The following is a 17,008-nucleotide window of genomic DNA, read 5'->3' as shown; positions in this document are numbered from 1 at the left end:
TTCGTCTACCTCGCGTGCCCTGCGATGCGGGCGATGACGACGTTACGGTGGCGATACGTGAGGCCAGCCGCGATGTTCGGCTGACACGACAGCGGTGTCTGCGGTGAGCGCGAAGCCGGCTTCGAGGGCGATTCCGTCCGGGCTGCGGAGGAGGCGGGCGCCGAGCTCATGCATCCGTGAGGAGGTGCGCAGACGTGCGGCGGGCGCGGCAGTACCGGGCGAGGAGACGCGAACGCGAAGGCGAGGTCCCGCTCCGGTCGTCACGCGGCGAAGAGACACCTCCGCTCGTCGCTCGCTCGCGTGCTTCGCCGAGTTCAGGAGTCCCTCGGCGATGACTTCATAGCAGTCTCGCGACACCCAGGGTGAGACGTGCAGGGCCTCCCGCGCGTCGTCGTCGATGTCGACGACGAGGTCGATGACATGCGCCCACGTGTCGAACAGTGCGGTCAGTGAGGCTGGGGCTCCGGGATCGTGGGCCCCGACGAACGCATCAGGCAGGCGGCCCACCACGGCTGCGAGATCGTCCTGCAAACGCCGCACCTCCTCAGGGCCGGGTGCCGGGTGGGAGAGGGCGAACATGACGCACGCGCCCTGCGCGTCTGCGTGCAGAAGCTCGGCGGCAGCGCGGAGACCTTCGCGAACGGGACGCGTGTCGGCGCGGGCGAGCCGCTGAGCGTGTGCGACCGCGCTCGACAGTCGGCGCTGGTCACAGCGGAGGCGGTGCAGGACGCCGGCGCACGATCCGGCGGCGAGCGCGAACCCGATGTATGCGATCGCCGACACGGCAGCGACGAACGGAGGTACGCCCTGCGCAACGGCGAGTGCGGCGAGTGCGAAGCCGACGACGCACGAGAGCATGACGAAGAGCGACGAAGCCCCGTGGGGGACCCGGACGATCGCGCGGCGGCGAGGCAGCAGGTCGGCGAGCGCACCTCCCACAGCGAGGGCGGTGATCCCGACGAGCAGGTCGAGCGACGTCTGCGTCCTCGCCGCATAGGGGAGGAGGCACGCCGCATAGACGAGGGCGACGATGCCGGGCGGCGGCAGGCGGAAGGGAAGTTGTCGACGAGGGTTGTGCGGGGCAGGAACTCCGTCATCGATGGGATCGCCGTCGGTGCCGCCCGGGGTGCCCGCCCCTTTCGCCTCGGCGAGTGCGACGAGGCGGTGACTCCATTCGCGCACCTGTTCGGCGCCGAGACGGCGAACGCCGGCGGATGTCGGTTCCAGATCGAGAATCGCCGCCGCGAGAGCCGACCGTGCCTGGTCGAGAAGCTTCCGGGCCGCGGTCGCGAATGCCTGCGCACCGTGCTGAGCCCGCGCGAGTTCCTGCGCGACGGACCGCAGCAGGGCGTTCGTCCGACGCAGCGATCGGAGTGAGGACTCGAGCACCGCGATGATGCTCAGCACCATCGCCCAGACGACGATGTTCGTCGCGATGCGGTACGGCAGTTGATCCGCCGATGGGGTGGGGAGGGCGCTGAGGTGGAGCCAACCGTCCTGCAACGCAGGGCGCAGCGTCGCGCAGAGGGCGATCCCGGCGATCACGATGGCTGCCCTCTGCGGGCGGGAACGTCCGTGCCGCTCCAGGGTGGCGACGCCGACGAGTGCGGCTCCGAAACAGAGCCAGGTCACGACCATCGCGGGAAGCGCGGCCTGCGGTTCGATGCCGTCTCCGACGGGGGCCATGACGGACAGCGACAGGGGGAGCGAGACGCCGATCGACCAGAAGGTGAGGAAGCGGCCGCTGCCGACCGCGCGGACAGCCGCGCGGGCGAGGTTCCTCATCGGGCGGGACCGAACGCGGAGAGGTACAGTCCCGCAGCGGCGACGCGGGCGTTGACGGTCGGGTCGCGCGTCACCTCGAGCCGCCCGAACAGTCGGCTGATGGATCGTTCGACCGCGCGCACCGTGCCGCCGGTCTCGGCGGCGATGCGTTCGTTCGACCATCCGCGGGCGATCATCGCGAGGATCTCCAGTTGATGCCGCGTCAACGTCGCCAGGGGATCACGCACTGCAGGCGCGGAAGGCTCCGGGCTCGGGTGCGTCGACAGGGCGCGCTCCAGCGCGGAGAGGAGAGCGGCGGGCGACTCGAGATCCTGTTTCGGGACGAAGACGGCGTGCGCGATGCCCATCGCGGTGGCGCCGGCAGCAGCACGGGGGTAGCTGCTGAGGAACACGACGGCGATATGCGGTGCGAGCTCGACCAGCATCGCCGCCAACTCCGCTCCGGACGGGCGGGAACCCAGATCGATGTCGGTCAGCAGCGCGTCCGGGTCGAAATCGGTGAACAGCCGTGTCGCCTCTGCGGCGTCGGCGGCCGCGGCGGTCTGGAATCCGTGACGCTCGAGCAGATCGCACACCAGCATGCGCAGGGCGCCTTGATCCTCGACGACGAGCACCCGTCGCCTCCACTGCGCGCCCACGTTGTCACCCTAGTGGAGCGTACGAATTCACGGCGTCGCCCGTTCGCACTGGTGCGTTCGAGCGTGACCGAGGATGATGTCGTGCATCGGCGTCGGAGCAGGGTCGCCTCTTCCGGACGAGATGACGACGTGAGTGAAAGGCGTATCGGAGTGATGACGAACCTGACCATCGGAACGACGTTCGACGACCCACGGGCACCGGTCGATCTCGATGCTCGGCGCTTCAACAGACACACCTTCTGGGTCGGCCAGAGCGGCAGCGGGAAGACGTATGCGCTCGGCGTGGTGCTCGAGCAGCTGCTCCTGAACACCGAGCTGCCGATGCTCGTGCTCGACCCGAACGGCGACTTCACACGCTTGCGGGAGACGCGGGCCTCGGCAGGCGTGATGGACGCGGACCGGATGGCGGAACTCGACATCCGCGTCTTCCGCTCCAGTGCGGGTGAGGGCGAGCGTCTGCACGTGCGTTACGTCGATCTGGCACCGGCATCGAAGGCGGCCGTGCTGCAGATGGACCCGATCGCCGACGCCGAGGAGTACAACGCCCTGATCCACGTGGAGCAGGAGGCCGAGAGCTTCGATGCTCGCGACATGCTCCCGGATCTGCGCGCCTCGGCCGACCCGGCACGGGTGGGGCTCGCGAACCGGATGGAGAACCTCGAGGTGTTGGAGTGGGAGCTGTGGTCTCGCGGCGGTTCGTCGGTGACCGACGTGATCGACGAGCGACCCCGTGCAACCGTCCTCGACCTGGGCGGCTTCGAGCATCGTGCCGAGCCGAAGGTCGCAGCTCTCGCGGTGCTCGAACATCTGTGGGCGCATCGGGAGGAACGACGGCCCGTCCTGATCGTCATCGATGAGGCCCACAACCTCTGCTCTCCGAACCCCGAGACCCCCGTCGAACGAGCTCTCACCGAGCAGCTCGTGCAGATCGCCGCCGAAGGGCGCAAGTTCGGTCTCTGGCTGCTGCTCTCCACGCAGCGGCCGACGAAGATCCACCCGAATGTGCTCTCGCAGTGCGACAACCTCGCACTCATGCGGGTCAATGCGCCGCGCGACCTCGCCGAGCTTGCGGACGTCTTCGGGTTCGCCTCTGAGGAAGCCATCCGCAGGTCGGCGGACTTCGTGCAGGGGCAGGCGCTGTTCGCCGGGGGTTTCATCGCGACGCCGACCTTCGTGCAGATGGGGGAGCGGATCACCGAGGAGGCCGGCGGCGACGTGAAGGTTCCGCTGCGCGTCGGGGGATGATGGGAGTGCGGATGTAGCGGTGGGACGACGGGTCAGGAGCAGCAGCGGGATGAACAGGCGGAGAACGGCTGCGGACGACGGGATCCTGCGTGTGCACAGGGCATTGCGATCCGGGTTCGGCACGGAGGCCGCCGTCTACGGCACGATTCTCGTCAGCGGTCTGGTGGCGGTGTCCTCGGCGCACGGGGAGACGTCGCTGGTCGTGCTGGTGACCGTCGCCGTGACCGTGCTGGTGTTCTGGGGTGCGCACGTCTATGCCGGCACCGTGGCCAGGGTCAGCGACCGCGATGAACGGGAACAGGGCGAAGCCGTCGGCGTGCGAGCGGCGTTCGCGGCGTCGGTGAAGCACTCCCTGGGCATGCTCAGCTCCGCGACGGTTCCGGCGGTGTTCCTGCTGGCGGGCACGACCCGGGTCATGCCCGACGGGCTCGCGAACGATCTCGCACTCTGGTCGGGCGTCGTCATCCTCGCGTTCCTCGGCTACGTGGCATTCCTTCGTCGAGGCAGCCCCCTCCTCACGCGCATTCTCGGGGCTCTGGGAACCGCGTCGTTCGGGCTCGTCTTCGTGGTGCTCAAAGCCCTCGTGCACTGAGTCCGGGGGCCCGCACGGGCTTGCCGCACACGGGTGCAGGGCTATCCTGAACGCGAACGAACAAGGCCGAACGAACAAGGGAGAATCCGCATGACCCACCGGATCGGCTACCTCATCGGAAGCCTCGCCCACGACTCGATCAACCGCGTCGTCGCGACCGCTCTCGTGAAGCTGGCACCGCCCAGCCTCGAGATGTTCGAGATCCCCATTCGCGAACTGCCGCTGTACAACCGTGACGACGAGCTCGATCCGGTCGCCGCCGTCACCGCGTTCAAGCAGGCGGTGGAACATGCGGAGGGACTGCTGATCGTCTCGCCCGAGTACAACCGCTCGATTCCCGGCGCGTTGAAGAACGCGATCGACTGGGGCTCGCGCCCGTGGGGCCACAACTCCTTCGCCCGCAAGCCCACAGGCATCATCGGCGCCTCCACCGGCGCCATCGGCACCGCCGTCATGCAGTCGTCGATGCGCAGCGTGCTGAGCTTCCTCAATGCGCCGCAGCTCAACGCCCCCGAGGCCTACCTGACGTATCGGCCCGAGATGTTCGGTGCCGAAGGTTCGGTCGAGGACGAGAGCACGAAGAAGTTCCTGGAGCACTACATGGAGGAGTACGCCGCCTTCGTCGAGCGTGTGCTCTCTCTGACCGCTCCGGGCCACGTCGGCGACCCGGAGTAGCGGGCGGGGCGGCTCGGCGTTCAGCGGTACCGTTCAGCCCTCGGTGCCACCTGCCCGTGTGCGGTTCGCCGCCGTGATCACCGCGGACAGGCTCGCGGAGAGGACAGAACGCCCCCGGCCAGCCGTCCAAGCCGCACCGTCTTCCGTGCGGTGCTCCAGAAGTGTGAGCGCGTCGCTGTCGTCGCCGGATCCCAGGCTGGTCTGGTGCAGGCTCACGACGTCGACCCGGACCCCGTGGGTCTCGAGCGTCGCGGTGAGGGCCTCGACGGGACCACCTCCTGCATGGGTGGCCGTGTGCTCGAACCCGTCGATGCGCAGGATGATCTGTGTGCGGGACTCCACGCCACCCTCAGCGATGTCGTATGAGACGAGCGCGACACGGGCGGGGTCGGCGTCGGTGTCCGCGGGGAGGTAGGCCTCCTCGAAGACCTGGCGCAGCTCGGCTGCCGTGACCTCGGCGCCGGTCGTGTCCGTATGCCGCTGCACGTACCGGGCGAAGTCGATCTGCAGGCGACGAGGCAGCTCGATCCCGTACTCGGTCTCGAGCAGGTAGGCGATGCCGCCCTTGCCCGACTGCGAGTTCACCCGGATCACCGCGTCGTAGTCGCGCCCGATGTCGGCGGGGTCGATCGGCAAGTAGGGGACCCGCCACTCGATCTCCCGTTCCGTGCGTCCTTCGGCCGAAGCGCGGGCGCGATGCTCGGCGAAGCCCTTCTTGATCGCGTCCTGGTGCGTGCCGCTGAACGCCGTGTGCACCAGGTCGCCGACGTAGGGGTGGCGGGCGTGCACCTCGATCCGGTTGCAGTACTCGACCGTGCGGCGGATCCCGTCGATGTCCGAGAAGTCGATCATCGGGTCGACGCCCTGCGCGTGCAGATTCAGAGCGAGCGTCGCGATGTCGACGTTGCCGGTGCGTTCGCCGTTTCCGAAGATGCACCCTTCGACCCGCTGCGCTCCGGCGAGCACCGCGAGCTCGGCGCAGGCGATGCCCGTGCCGCGGTCGTTGTGGGGGTGCACCGAGAGGATCACGGCATCGCGGCGGGCGAGGTTCTTGTGCATGTACTCGATCTGGTCGGCGTACACGTTCGGGGTGGCGACCTCGACCGTGGCCGGGAGGTTCAGGATCACCGGACGCTCGGGAGTGGCCTGCCACAGCTCGGTCATGGCATCGCAGATGTCGATCACGTAGTCGGGCTCGGTCAGGTTGAACACCTCGGGGGAGAACTCGAACCGCACGTTCGGCAGGTGCCCGGCGAACTCCCACACATCGCGCCCGCCGGCCAGGATGAGCTGTTTCAGGTCTTCGGTCCCGTAGCCGAGCACCATGTCGCGCCAGGTCGGGGCGGTCGCGGTGTACATGTGGATCACGACCGGATTCGCGATGCCCCGGATGGAGGCGACCGTGCGCTCGATGAGATCGCGGCGCGCGGGAGTGAACACCACGATCGTCACATCCTCGGGGGCGATGTCGCTCTCGGCGATCAGCCTCACGAAGTCGTAGTCGGTCTGCGACGCCGAGGGATATCCGACTTCGATCTCCTTGTAGCCCATCGACACCATCAGCTCGAAGAAGCGCCGCTTCCGGGCGGGATCCATCGGCTCGGCGAGGGCCTGGTTGCCGTCGCGCAGATCGACGGGCACCCACAGCGGTGCCGCAGTCAGGCGGCGCGTGGGCCAGTCCCGCTCGGTCAACGGAACTTCGACCAGGGAGTAGACGTCGCGGTAGCGGTGCGACGGCATCGAGGAGTGCCGCTGTCGGTTCCAGGACGGCGCCTGGTCAGGTACGGGGCCGGAGGGGGTGGTCGGGCGTGTGGAGGATGTCGTGGCCATGATGGTGCGTGTCCTTCTTCGAGCGTGGCGACCGGCACACGTTCGACCCCACGACGGGGAGCCGGTCCGGCTACGCCCCGCCGTGGCGGCGAAGAAGAAGGTGCTCTGACGAGAACATGGCTAGACTGTAACACAACTCCTCAGACAAGTAGACGAGAGGAGCGTGAACGACATCGGAGGCGACGTATGGCGCAGGTGAGACGTGCACCTCTGGCGGATCAGGCCGCGGAACTGCTGCTGGAAAGGGTCCGCGCCGGAGAATGGGCCCTGGGGGAGAAGCTCCCCGGCGAGACGACGCTCGCCCCGCAGCTCGGCGTCGGCCGTTCCACCGTTCGCGAGGCGATCCGCCAGCTCGCCGGGCGCGGAGTATTGGCCTCGCGGCAGGGTGCAGGAGTGTTCGTGACGGCTCTCGATGCCCCGGAGGACTGGGACGCGGTCCTGCGCAGGGCCGGCATCCTCGCGGTGATCGAGGCGCGCATCGCGATCGAGACCGAAGCCGCCGCGCTCGCCGCCGTTCGACGCACCCCCGCCGATCTGCGCCGCATCCGGCGCGCGCTGGCCGACCGCGCCGCGCACCGCTCCGACATCGAGAGCCACGTCGATGCCGACACCACGTTCCATCGGACGGTGGTCGCCGCTGCGCACAACCCGGTTCTCCTCGATCTGTTCGACAGCTTCACCCCGCGGTTGCGCGAAGCCATGGTCGAGATGCTCCGCATCCGGCGCGAATTCGGAGACGATGCCGATCACGACGCCCACGCCGACCAGGTGCAAGCGATCGCCGGCCGCGATGAGGGCGCCGCCGCAGCGCGCAGCCGCGCTCATCTCCTCGCCCTGCGTGACGCTCTGGCGTGACGCGGCTGTCGGAGCCCCACGTCACCGGAGCACGACGAGCTCCTGCGTCGACCGGGTCATCGACACGTAGCGATCCACGGCGCCGGTGACGTCGTCGCCGAACTGCTCTGGACGCACGAGGACGACCAGATCGAATTCCAGCCCCTTCGATCCCTCGGGGGTCAGCGACCGCACGCGTGCGGTCGGGGCGAACCCGGGGGCGCCGATCACGCACGCGACGCCGTCGGGATGCGCATCCAGCCAGGTGCTCAGCAGATGGGGAAGCGAAGCGGCGGCATCGAATCGCACCGGCGTTCCGCTCTCGCGCACCGAGGTCGGCACCTTCGCGTCCGGGATAGCCGCGAGAATCTCGGGTGCCGCTGCCGCCATCACCTCGGTCGGTGTCCGGTAGTTCACGTTCAGGTGCGCGATCCGGACATCACGGAGGCCGATACGGGAGAGTCGTGAATCCCAGCTCTCCGTGAACCCGTGCCGTGCCTGCGCGCGATCACCGACGATCGTGAAGCTGTGCGAGGGGCAGCGGGCGAGGAGCATCCGCCACTCGGCATCCGTGAGCTCCTGCGCCTCATCGACCACGATGTGTCCGAACGGCCCCGCCAGCTCATCCGGCGCCATCGGGGGTGGGGCGTCGACACCGAGAAGCACGTTCCTCGCATCCTGTCCGCGCAGGATGGACATGACCTTCATCTCGCTGTCGTCGTCTTCGATCAGGTGATCCACCACATGGGAGATCTGCTCCTGCGCCGAAGAGATCACGGCCTGACGCCGGTGCTCCTCGCGCACGGCGTCCGGGTCGCCGATGCGTCGGCGTGCGGCGTCCAGGAACGGCAGGTCGGCGACGGTCCACGCCTCGGGTTCCTCGCGCTGCAGGAGCAGGATCTCTCCGGGGGAGAGCTCCGGTGCGCAGCGCCCTAGGAATTCGGGTGAGCTCCACAGTCGAGCCACCACCGTTGTCGGCGACAGCAACGGCCAGGCGCGCACGAACGTGCCTGTCAGCTCCTCGTCCTGGCGCAGCCACCGTCGGACGATGTGGGGTGGCGCGTCGTCATCGTGGACTTGGTCGGTCAGCAGCTCGAGGGCCTCCTCCCACACCTCGTCGCGCGCCTCGTTGTGCGAGGCAGCAGGGTCGGCGCCGGAGAACAGCTCCGCCCATTCCTCGCGACTCATCCAGAGGTCGGCCCATGGCGACTCGAGACGCATGGCGTGCTGCGGTGGCCGCTCGAACCACTTCGCGGCCGTTTCGAGCATCGCGACGGGATCGAGCACGGCCTTCAGCACCGCCCTCTGCGGATTCTCCTCGTCGACCGCCGACGCTCCCTCTGGCACCAGATCACGCAGGGTCGACAGCCGCACGGTGTCCTCCCCGAGGCTCGGCAGCACGTCGTCGACGTACGCGAGGTAGGGCGCGTGAGGACCGACGAGAAGCATGCCGCCCGCGCTCTGCGTGAGCCGCGGCTCCGCATACAGCAGGTGCGCGGCGCGGTGCAGCGCCACGACCGTCTTGCCCGTGCCCGGGCCGCCGTCCACGACGAGCGCGCCGGGGGATGACGCGCGGATGATCGCGTCCTGGTCGGCCTGGATCGTCGCGAGCACATCACGCATCCTCGACGTGCGGTGGGTGTCGAGACTGGCGATGAAGGCGGACTGATCGTCGAGGGAGGCCGCACCGTCGAATCCCGCGTCTGCCAGTGCCTCATCCCAGTAGTCGCTGATGCGTCCATCGGTCCAGCGGTACCGTCTTCGGGAGATGAGGCCGCGCGGATCCTCCATGGTCGCGGCGAAGTACGGCTCCGCCGCAGGGGTCCGCCAATCGATGAGGAGCCGGGTTCCGTCGGCAGCGGCCAGCCCGGTACGGCCGATGTACATCGGTTCGCCGTCTTCCGGGGTCATCCGGCCGAGGCAGACGTCGACGCCGTAGCGATCGAGCACGCGGAGCTGTCCACTCAGGCGGCGGATCTCCAGGTCGCGGTCCACGGCGCTGTCGCCGAACCCGGCGTGCCGACCACGCATCTCGTCGAGGCGGGATGCGACTTCCGCGCGCTGATCCTCCAGCGTGGCGGCGATGCGCAGCAGTCGGGCGCGGTCGGCATCGAGGAGCTCCGGCGTGTCCTTCGCGCGGAGGTTCTCGGGCAGGTGGAAAGGATCGAGGGGCATGGATCTCCTTCGTGCATGCGCGCGGATCGCGTGAGCGAGGGTCGATTCTGCCCCACGAGGGGGGCCTTGCGGCAAGCCCCCATGCCGGAGATATCCTGGAAATGCAAAGGGGGCATCCGGTCTCCGCCGCCCGCACGGCGCAGGTGGCGTTCCCGACCGGGTGCGCCGCGCGATCGACCTGCACGCGTCGCGTCTCGCCTGGAGCAGTCTCGCCCGGAGTCGTCCTGTCCGGGCCTGCGCACGGGAATTCGCTCGTGCCCGCCCCGGTTGACGACCAGTGGGGTCGACGCCGGCCGCGCCGCGCGATCCCGTCGCCGCATGATCGCATGACGAAGAGGGAGACCACCATGACGACCTGGAGCACCGAGGAGCTCACCCGCATCGCCGAGCCGGAGATGTTCGATCTCTCCGCGCAGCTCGAGGATGGGACGATGCCCAAGACCGTGGGGATCTGGGCGGTGGCGGTCGACGGCCGCCTGTTCGTCCGCTCCTACACGGGCCTCGAGGGCAAGTGGTACGCCCCGGCCCTGGCCAGCCTGCGTGGTCGGGTCTCGGCGGGTGGTGTCACGAAGGACGTCCGGTTCGAGCGGATCACCGACGAGGCGATCAACGCCGCGATCGACGCCGAGTACCTCCGCAAGTACACGCCGAGCCCGTACGCGCCGGAGATGGGCCAGGAGCCGGTGCGCTCGAACACGCTCGAGGTCATCCCGCTCGGCTGAGCGCGCGGCCTGTGCAGGCGGACCGGGGAGATTGGCCCTCTCGATGACCCGCCCCAGACGGTGTCGTCGAGAGGGCTCACCGCCCTTCCCGGACGGTAGGGGAGGCGGCGAAGATCTCGCTGCGCTCACGACTGATTCCCCAGCTCATCAGCCTCGTAGCCCCCGCTACGTGAGCAGAATATCGCTTAATCGTCTTGTCCGCCATTTGGGGGACAAAGAAATTTACGAATGTTACCCGAGCGGACTCCCTGTTGTCTTCCCGACGGGCTTCTCTAGGGTGGACTCATGGACAGACTGCTCGTGCTCACCGCTCAGGTCGCCATTGCTCACGGCCACCGCATCGAGGTGACGGAGCAGGTCGATCCGCTCACCGATGAACCGGTGGTCCTCGCCCTCGTCGACCTCGACACCGGCATCCGCTACCGACGCGCAGAAGACCCGAGCGGCGACTTCTCCCGCTGGATCGGGCGCGTCCTGAGGTGCACGGTGACCATCGGCGAGGCAGGCGCGCACACGTCGCTGCTCGTCGACCCCATCGGCCCCGGCCCGACCGGAGCCAAGGTCGCTCTCCGCGAAGCCGACGCCGCCGCCGACGCTGCGAAGGCCGAAGCCGACCGGTGGGGTGGAGCCGATCGTCCCCCGGTGGAGGAGTCCGAGCGCTTCTGGTGAATCTCAGCGCTTGGTGAATCGGGCGGCCGTCCTCAACGGAAGTCCCTGGAGCGATGCGTGAGACCGGTGCGCAGATCCTCGAACCCGTCGGCGAGCACGTTGATCACGCCCTCTGCGGATCTCTCCAGGATGCCGCGGATGATGAGTGCGGGTGAATCCCGCGCGACGCGGCGGTAGCGGTTCCAGACGCCGGCCGAGCAGACGATGTTCACCAGGCCGCTCTCATCCTCGAGGTTCACGAAGGTGATCCCGGCGGCCGTCGCCGGTCGCTGACGATGGGTGACGAGACCTGCGACCTCGATGCGCCGACCGACCTCGTGTCCCTGCAGGTCGACCGCGGTCAGCACACCGCGGGCGCGCAGCTCTTCGCGGAAGTGGGCCATCGGATGATCGTCGGTCGATACCCCGGTCGCCCACAGATCCGCGGAGAGGCGCTCGTAACTGGTCTGATCGGCGAACAGCGGCGGTTGCACGGCGACCGTCGTCCCCGGGAGGAACCTGGAGCGGTCGTCCGCTGCGGCACCCGCCATCCAGATGGCCTCTCGGCGCTCCAGGCCCAGGCAGTCGAAGGCACCGGCAGTGGCGAGCGCCTCCAGCTGTGCGGCGGTGGCATCCGTCCGCCGCACCAGGTCGTTCAGATCCCGGTACCGGCCGTTCGCGTCGCGTTCGACGACGATCCGCTCCGCCAGAGGCATGCCGATCCCGCGGATATCGCTGAGGCCCAGCCGCACCGCGAACCTCCCGTCCCTGCGGTGCGCCTCTGAGACATCGGGCGCATCTCTGTCGAAGCGGAGCGTGGGCGGCTGCGGGTCGGCGAGGCAGTCGTCCCGGCCCGTCGGCCTTCTCGGCACACCGTCGGCCGACGGCTCCAGAGTCTCCGCCGCCCCCGAGACATGCAGGTCGGGGCGTCGGACCTCGACCCCATGCCGCCGTGCATCCGCAGTGAGCGTCGCCGCGGAGTAGAAGCCCATCGGCTGCGAGCGCAGGAGACCTGCGAGGAACGCGGCGGGGTAGTGCAGCTTCACCCAGGAGCTGGCGTAGACGAGCAGCGCGAACGACAGGGAGTGCGACTCGGCGAACCCGAAGTTCGAGAACGCCTGGATCTGCGCGTAGATGCGATCGGCTGCCTCGTCGACGAGACCGCGCCTGGCCATGCCCGCGTACAGCTTGTCCCTGACCTTCTCGATCTTCTCCAGGCCGCGCTTGGAGCCCATGGCGCGGCGCAGCAGATCGGCCTCATCGGCGGTGCAGTCGCCGATCGCCGTCGCCATCTGGATGAGCTGCTCCTGGAAGATCGGAATCCCCAGCGTGCGCTTCAGGATGTCCTCCAGATCGCTGTGCGGGTAGGGGATCGTGAACTCCACCGGGTCCTGACCGCGAGTCGCCCGCTCCCGGTTCTCCTCGTCGACACGGTCCTTCGCCATCTTGCGCCGAACGAACGGATGCACCGCCCCGCCCTGGATCGGCCCAGGACGGATGAGCGCGATCTGGATGGCGAGGTCGTAGAAGCTCCGCGGCTGCAGGCGGGGGAGCAGCCCGATCTGCGCGCGGGACTCCACCTGGAAGACCCCGATGGAGTCCGCGCGGCAGAGCATGTCGTAGACGGCCGGCTCCTCCTTGGGGATGCTCTCGAGCGTCCACTCCTCGCCGGTGGTCTCCCGGATCAGGTCGAAGCAGTGCTGGAGGGCGGCGAGCATCCCGAGTCCCAGCAGATCGAACTTCACCAGTCCCATGAAGGCGGAGTCGTCCTTGTCCCATTGGATGACCGTGCGGTTCTCCATGCGAGCGTGCTCCACGGGCACGACCTCCCCGACCGGGCGGGCGGTGAGCACCATGCCGCCGGAGTGGATGCCGAGATGACGTGGCGCCTTCAGCAGCTCACCGGCGTAGGCGAGCACGTTCTCGGGGATGTCGTGCCCCTCGGCGGGTTCCAGTCCTGCGCCCCAGCCGTCGACCTGGCGCGACCACGCGTCCTGCTGGCCGGGGGAGTGTCCGAGCGCCCTCGCCATGTCGCGCACCGCGTTCTTCGGGCGGTACTGGATGACGTTCGCCACCTGCGCTGCCCGTTCCCTGCCGTACTCCGCGTACACCCACTGGATGATCTCCTCGCGGCGGTCGGAATCGAAGTCCACGTCGATGTCGGGCTCCTCCGTCCGCGTGGTGGCCAGGAACCTCTCGAAGGGCAGGCGGTAGAGGATCGGGTCGACGGCGGTGATCCCCAGCAGGTAGCAGACGGCGCTCGCCGCGGCCGACCCCCGACCCTGGCAGAGGATGCCGCGTCTGCGCGCCTCGGCGACGATGCCGTGCACGATCAGGAAGTACCCCGGGAAGTCCTTCTCCTCGATCACATCGAGCTCGCGTGCGATCCGGCGGCGGCCGTCATCGTCCAGGCGCGGATACTTCGCCGGCACGGCTTCCCACACCAGGTGACGCAGCCAGGTCATCGGGGTGTGTCCCTCCGGCACTTTCTGCTGCGGCAGTGCCGGTCGGGCGAGCCGCAGCGGGAAGGCGGATGCGGCGGCCAGCTCGAGCCCGTGCGAGATCGCTCCGGGGTAGCGCTGGAAGCGTGCGGACATCTCGGCGCCGCTACGCAGATGCGCCCCGCCGTGTGCGGGCAGCCAGCCGTCGAGCTCGTCCATGCTGCGCACCGCGCGGACCGCGGCCACGGCCTCGGCGAGGGGCGCCTGCGCAGGGGTGGCATAGTGCACGTTGTTGGTCGCGACCACCGGCAGCCGCATCCGACGCGCGAGGTCGGCGAGGGCATCGTTGCGCCGGGTGTCGAGGGGATCTCCGTGATCGAAGAGCTCGACGGCGACGTGGTCGCTCCCGAACAGATCGACGAGCGACCGCAGCGGGGTGGCCGCATCTCCCGCCTCGAGCCCGCGACGCACGGCTCCTTTGCGGCATCCGGTCAGGATCGTCCAGTGTCCGCCCGCTCGTGCACCGAGGTCATCGAGGTCGTACACCGGGCGTCCCTTCTCACCACCGCGCAGCTGCGCCGCCGTGATCGCCCCCGACAGGCGGTGGTATCCCTCCATGCCCCGGGCGATGACCAGCAGATGCTCGCCGGCGGGATCGGCCGAACCCCGCTGCGGTGCAGGCAGGTCGAGCGAGAGCTCGGCGCCGAACACCGTCTGCAGCGGGCTCTCCATGAGATCCGCCACCTCGGCGAAGCGTGCGGCACCGTAGAAGCCGTCGTGGTCGGTGAGGGCGAGGGCGGTCAGCCCGAGGCGGTCAGCTTCGGCGAGCAGCTCTTCAGGGGAGGAGGCGCCGTCGAGGAACGAGTACGACGAATGGGCGTGCAGCTCGGCGTAGGGGACGGCGTCTTCGGGGCGGGAGACGGCGACGGGGGGAGTGCGCTTGCGGCGATGACTCACCGGTCCCGGATCCGTCCGCTGCCCTCGAGGTTCGACGCCGGGAGGGGGTGGGGGTGGCTCCTCCCCGCTGAGGGTGCGTTCCAGATCGTTCCAGGACAGGGGTGGGTTGTGCCAGCCCATCAGCGATACCTCCCCTCGGCCCACCAGCGCTCGCCGGTGTGGAAGACCAGCCACGCGCGGTCGTGGTCGTCGATGATCTGCAGTCGGTATCCGCGCTTCCCGCCGCCGGAGGTCCAGCGCCTCTCATGCACCGGCCAGGGACCGGCCCAGGCCTGGACGGCGGCCCCGTCGATGCGGGCTGGGTGGCTCGAGAGAGCCCCGCGCTCATCGACGGTGATGGTGCTCTCATCCGCGTCGAGCACTCCGATGGGGCGCGGGGGCAGGAACACCTCGGCGGGAAGCGGGTCGGGGAGACTCCCCGGCCACGGGGATCCGGGGTCGCGCGGGGGCACCGTGCGTTCTCCCCAGGGCGTGAGCACCTGGCGATCGGCGAGCCAGCGTCCGCCCGCCACCGCAGCTGTGACCACGCCCTGGTGACCGAGCATGGTCTGCACGCGCGAGACCGCATGGTGCAGGCGCTCATCGGTGCCGGATCCGAAGAGGCCAGGCTGGTGGTGCGCGGCATCGTCGACGGCGGCAGGGACGATGCGCACCGCCACGATGCCGCCGAACGCCCGGGCTTCGTCGACCGGATCCTTCGCGGACCGTGCGGCGAGGGCCTCCAGCTGCCAGCGCACCCGGTCGACGAGGTCGGAGGCGTCGAAGCAGGTCGGATGCAGCCAGGATCGGGAGAAGACCACCCCGTTGTCGTCGGTCAGGTCGATCCGCACCTCCGTGCAGACGAGCGAGGCGTCGCCGAGGGCGAGCATCACCGCATCCGCCGTCTGGCGCACCGCGAAGGCCACCTGATCCGTTCCTCCCAGCGGGGAGTCGAACTCGATGCTCCGCACCAGCTCAGGGTCGGGCGGCCGCGGCGTCAGCGGGCGGGAGTCGGCACCAGCGGCGAGCGCGTGCAGCCGTGCGCCGTGCTCGCCGAAGCGGTCGCGCACGTCGAGCGGGGCGAGGGCGGTGAACTCGCCGAGCGTGCGCACTCCGAGCCGGATGAGGAGGCCGGCGATCTGCTCGTCGCGCAGCACCTGCACCGGGTACGGCGCCAGGAACTCCCGGGACCCTCCTGGCGGCACCACCGTGCAGGGAACAGGGCCTCGTGCGGCGATCTCGGCGGTGAAAGGACCGTCGGCGACACCGACGCGCACTTCGGGGAAGCCTGCTTCGGACAGGACGGCAATGAGCGCCTCTGCCGCCTCCGCCTCCCCTCCGTGATAGCGGGAGATGCCTCTGGCGCGGAGGATCGCGAGTCCCGGTCGCAGCAGCGTGACCCCGGGGGCGTGCTTCTCGATCAGGTGCAGCACCGGCAGGAAGGCGCGTTCGTCCCGGTCGGGGTCGTGGGGGAGCACCTGCAACGAGGAGAGGTGCCCCTGTGCGACCCGGCGACGCTGCCCGGTGCGGACACCGTGCTCTCTGGCTGACGCAGTGCAGGCGACGATCGTGTTCGCCTGTACCAGCGCGGTGGGCGGATGCGGGGGCGCGCTGCCGAGGGCGGCCCGCATCGGCCAATCGGGGAACCACAGCACGAGAACGCGGAGCGGACTGTTCATCCGGCTTCCGCCCATCGCAGGAGCTCCGGCGGTGCGGATCCGCCCGCGACGACGGTCTCCGGAGAGAGCGAGGGCAGTGCGGTGAGCTCGGCCCCGACGGTCTCGACGGCGCCGTGTCCTCCGGGGAGCCGCACGCGCACGCTCGACGGTCGCGGGCTGTGCCGTGTCTGGGCCGTCACCGTGACCGTGCAGTCGGAGAGCAGTCCCCAGCCGGCGCCGAGGCCGTGCCAGTGCGGGTCGTGCAGGCGTAGGGTCCCCTCGCTCTGCGGCCAGCGTTCGGCGCCGGGGGACTCGGTGACCAGGAGTGTGCACCCGCGATCGCGCAGGCGCGCGCTCAACCGGGCGACATCGGCGTCTCGTGCGCGTCCGCCCGGGGCCACGACGATCAGGGGCACGACCTCGGCCAGGGCGGAGGTCGCGGCGAGCCAGCGTTCTCCGGGCGTGGGGACGAGGATCAGGCGGGCGAGGTCGATGCCGAATGCGGCGGCGGCTTCGACGCCGAGGGTCGGCATGCCGACGACGGCGCACCACAGCCCCTTCTGCGATGCGGCGCTGAGCAGCGCGAGGACGAGACTCGGCGAGGGGGAGACGGTGTAGGAGGTGCCGGTCTGCAACCCCTCCTCCGGGAGGAGCGCGGCGAAGGCGGGGTCGAGGGGGAGCAGAGCATGTTCGCTGCGCCGTCTTTGCATCCGGCTGATCTCGCGACGCAGCCGCAGCACTTCTCCCGCGCGGGAGTCGCCCGCCGGAGAGAGCGAGGCGATTGCGTCGAGCCCGAGCACCCTGCGTCCTTTCTCGAAGATATATTCTA

Annotated in this window: 13 protein-coding genes; 6 read left to right on the top strand and 7 right to left on the bottom strand. The window is 69.4% G+C overall.

What is annotated here, in order from left to right; all coding sequences use genetic code 11:
* Window positions 1-42: 42 nt before the first annotated feature.
* Together ACFVWL_RS18040 and ACFVWL_RS18035 are read right to left on the bottom strand one after the other, a co-directional pair.
* Window positions 43-1,785: a hypothetical protein gene (locus ACFVWL_RS18040; RefSeq protein WP_387185778.1), complete on the bottom strand. Its 1,743-nt coding sequence runs from the start codon at window positions 1,783-1,785 to the stop codon at window positions 43-45.
* Window positions 1,782-2,423, bottom strand: coding sequence for a response regulator (locus ACFVWL_RS18035; protein WP_387185775.1), 642 nt, complete (start codon window positions 2,421-2,423; stop codon window positions 1,782-1,784). The genes ACFVWL_RS18040 and ACFVWL_RS18035 overlap by 4 nt, the downstream gene beginning before the upstream one ends.
* A 153-nt stretch (window positions 2,424-2,576) precedes the next feature.
* Between ACFVWL_RS18035 and ACFVWL_RS18030 the strand changes: the two genes are divergently transcribed.
* The 3 genes from ACFVWL_RS18030 (at window position 2,577) to ACFVWL_RS18020 (ending at window position 4,935) form a co-directional block, all read left to right on the top strand.
* On the top strand, window positions 2,577-3,668 hold the full coding sequence (locus tag ACFVWL_RS18030; protein ID WP_387185772.1) for an ATP-binding protein: 1,092 nt from the start codon (window positions 2,577-2,579) through the stop codon (window positions 3,666-3,668).
* 49 nt (window positions 3,669-3,717) lie between these two features.
* Complete coding sequence (locus ACFVWL_RS18025; protein ID WP_387185770.1) at window positions 3,718-4,260, top strand: hypothetical protein; 543 nt, start codon at window positions 3,718-3,720, stop codon at window positions 4,258-4,260.
* A gap of 90 nt (window positions 4,261-4,350) precedes the next feature.
* Entirely contained in the window at window positions 4,351-4,935 is a 585-nt protein-coding gene (locus tag ACFVWL_RS18020) for an NADPH-dependent FMN reductase (RefSeq protein ID WP_387185767.1), read from the top strand.
* Between the two features lie 33 nt (window positions 4,936-4,968).
* Here ACFVWL_RS18020 and ACFVWL_RS18015 read toward each other — a convergent pair whose 3' ends face one another.
* Window positions 4,969-6,675: a 2-isopropylmalate synthase gene (locus ACFVWL_RS18015; protein ID WP_387185883.1), complete on the bottom strand. Its 1,707-nt coding sequence runs from the start codon at window positions 6,673-6,675 to the stop codon at window positions 4,969-4,971.
* Window positions 6,676-6,951: 276 nt separating this feature from the next.
* Here ACFVWL_RS18015 and ACFVWL_RS18010 point away from each other — a divergent pair, with 276 nt between their 5' ends.
* Window positions 6,952-7,620 carry a FadR/GntR family transcriptional regulator gene (locus ACFVWL_RS18010; protein WP_387185765.1) on the top strand — a complete coding sequence of 223 codons (669 nt, stop codon included), beginning with the start codon at window positions 6,952-6,954 and terminating at the stop codon, window positions 7,618-7,620.
* 21 nt (window positions 7,621-7,641) lie between these two features.
* Here ACFVWL_RS18010 and helR read toward each other — a convergent pair whose 3' ends face one another.
* Window positions 7,642-9,774 carry an RNA polymerase recycling motor ATPase HelR gene (helR, locus tag ACFVWL_RS18005; protein ID WP_387185763.1) on the bottom strand — a complete coding sequence of 711 codons (2,133 nt, stop codon included), beginning with the start codon at window positions 9,772-9,774 and terminating at the stop codon, window positions 7,642-7,644.
* A 347-nt stretch (window positions 9,775-10,121) separates the two neighbouring features.
* Between helR and ACFVWL_RS18000 the strand changes: the two genes are divergently transcribed.
* Complete coding sequence (locus ACFVWL_RS18000) at window positions 10,122-10,496, top strand: DUF2255 family protein (RefSeq protein ID WP_387185760.1); 375 nt, start codon at window positions 10,122-10,124, stop codon at window positions 10,494-10,496.
* Between the two features lie 285 nt (window positions 10,497-10,781).
* Window positions 10,782-11,165: a hypothetical protein gene (locus tag ACFVWL_RS17995; RefSeq protein WP_387185757.1), complete on the top strand. Its 384-nt coding sequence runs from the start codon at window positions 10,782-10,784 to the stop codon at window positions 11,163-11,165.
* A 32-nt stretch (window positions 11,166-11,197) separates the two neighbouring features.
* Here ACFVWL_RS17995 and ACFVWL_RS17990 read toward each other — a convergent pair whose 3' ends face one another.
* From ACFVWL_RS17990 to ACFVWL_RS17980, 3 genes are read right to left on the bottom strand one after another with little or no spacing between them, the layout of a single operon-like run.
* The gene (locus ACFVWL_RS17990) at window positions 11,198-14,662 is read right to left on the bottom strand and encodes an error-prone DNA polymerase (protein WP_387185754.1); all 3,465 of its coding nucleotides are present in this window, start codon (window positions 14,660-14,662) and stop codon (window positions 11,198-11,200) included.
* Entirely contained in the window at window positions 14,662-16,200 is a 1,539-nt protein-coding gene (locus ACFVWL_RS17985) for a DNA polymerase Y family protein (protein ID WP_387185751.1), read from the bottom strand. Before ACFVWL_RS17985 ends, ACFVWL_RS17990 begins: the two co-directional genes overlap by 1 nt.
* Window positions 16,197-16,979 (bottom strand): hypothetical protein, encoded by a 783-nt coding sequence (locus ACFVWL_RS17980; protein ID WP_387185749.1) that lies wholly within the window; start codon window positions 16,977-16,979, stop codon window positions 16,197-16,199. The genes ACFVWL_RS17985 and ACFVWL_RS17980 overlap by 4 nt, the downstream gene beginning before the upstream one ends.
* Between the last annotated feature and the right edge of the window lie 29 nt (window positions 16,980-17,008).

Source organism: Microbacterium sp. NPDC058269, assembly GCF_042881445.1.
Classification (GTDB): domain Bacteria; phylum Actinomycetota; class Actinomycetes; order Actinomycetales; family Microbacteriaceae; genus Microbacterium.
This window is presented reverse-complemented; position numbering and strand designations above follow the sequence as displayed.

Excerpts from the sequence above, each read along its gene's own strand:
- ACFVWL_RS18040 (WP_387185778.1), bottom strand. The coding sequence starts at position 1,785 with ATGAGGAACCTCGCCCGCGCGGCTGTCCGCGCGGTCGGCAGCGGCCGC.
- ACFVWL_RS18030 (WP_387185772.1), top strand. The coding sequence starts at position 2,577 with ATGACGAACCTGACCATCGGAACGACGTTCGACGACCCACGGGCACCG.
- ACFVWL_RS18025 (WP_387185770.1), top strand. The coding sequence starts at position 3,718 with ATGAACAGGCGGAGAACGGCTGCGGACGACGGGATCCTGCGTGTGCAC.
- ACFVWL_RS18020 (WP_387185767.1), top strand. The coding sequence starts at position 4,351 with ATGACCCACCGGATCGGCTACCTCATCGGAAGCCTCGCCCACGACTCG.
- ACFVWL_RS18015 (WP_387185883.1), bottom strand. The coding sequence starts at position 6,675 with ATGCCGTCGCACCGCTACCGCGACGTCTACTCCCTGGTCGAAGTTCCG.
- ACFVWL_RS18010 (WP_387185765.1), top strand. The coding sequence starts at position 6,952 with ATGGCGCAGGTGAGACGTGCACCTCTGGCGGATCAGGCCGCGGAACTG.
- helR (WP_387185763.1), bottom strand. The coding sequence starts at position 9,774 with ATGCCCCTCGATCCTTTCCACCTGCCCGAGAACCTCCGCGCGAAGGAC.
- ACFVWL_RS18000 (WP_387185760.1), top strand. The coding sequence starts at position 10,122 with ATGACGACCTGGAGCACCGAGGAGCTCACCCGCATCGCCGAGCCGGAG.
- ACFVWL_RS17995 (WP_387185757.1), top strand. The coding sequence starts at position 10,782 with ATGGACAGACTGCTCGTGCTCACCGCTCAGGTCGCCATTGCTCACGGC.
- ACFVWL_RS17990 (WP_387185754.1), bottom strand. The coding sequence starts at position 14,662 with ATGGGCTGGCACAACCCACCCCTGTCCTGGAACGATCTGGAACGCACC.
- ACFVWL_RS17985 (WP_387185751.1), bottom strand. The coding sequence starts at position 16,200 with ATGAACAGTCCGCTCCGCGTTCTCGTGCTGTGGTTCCCCGATTGGCCG.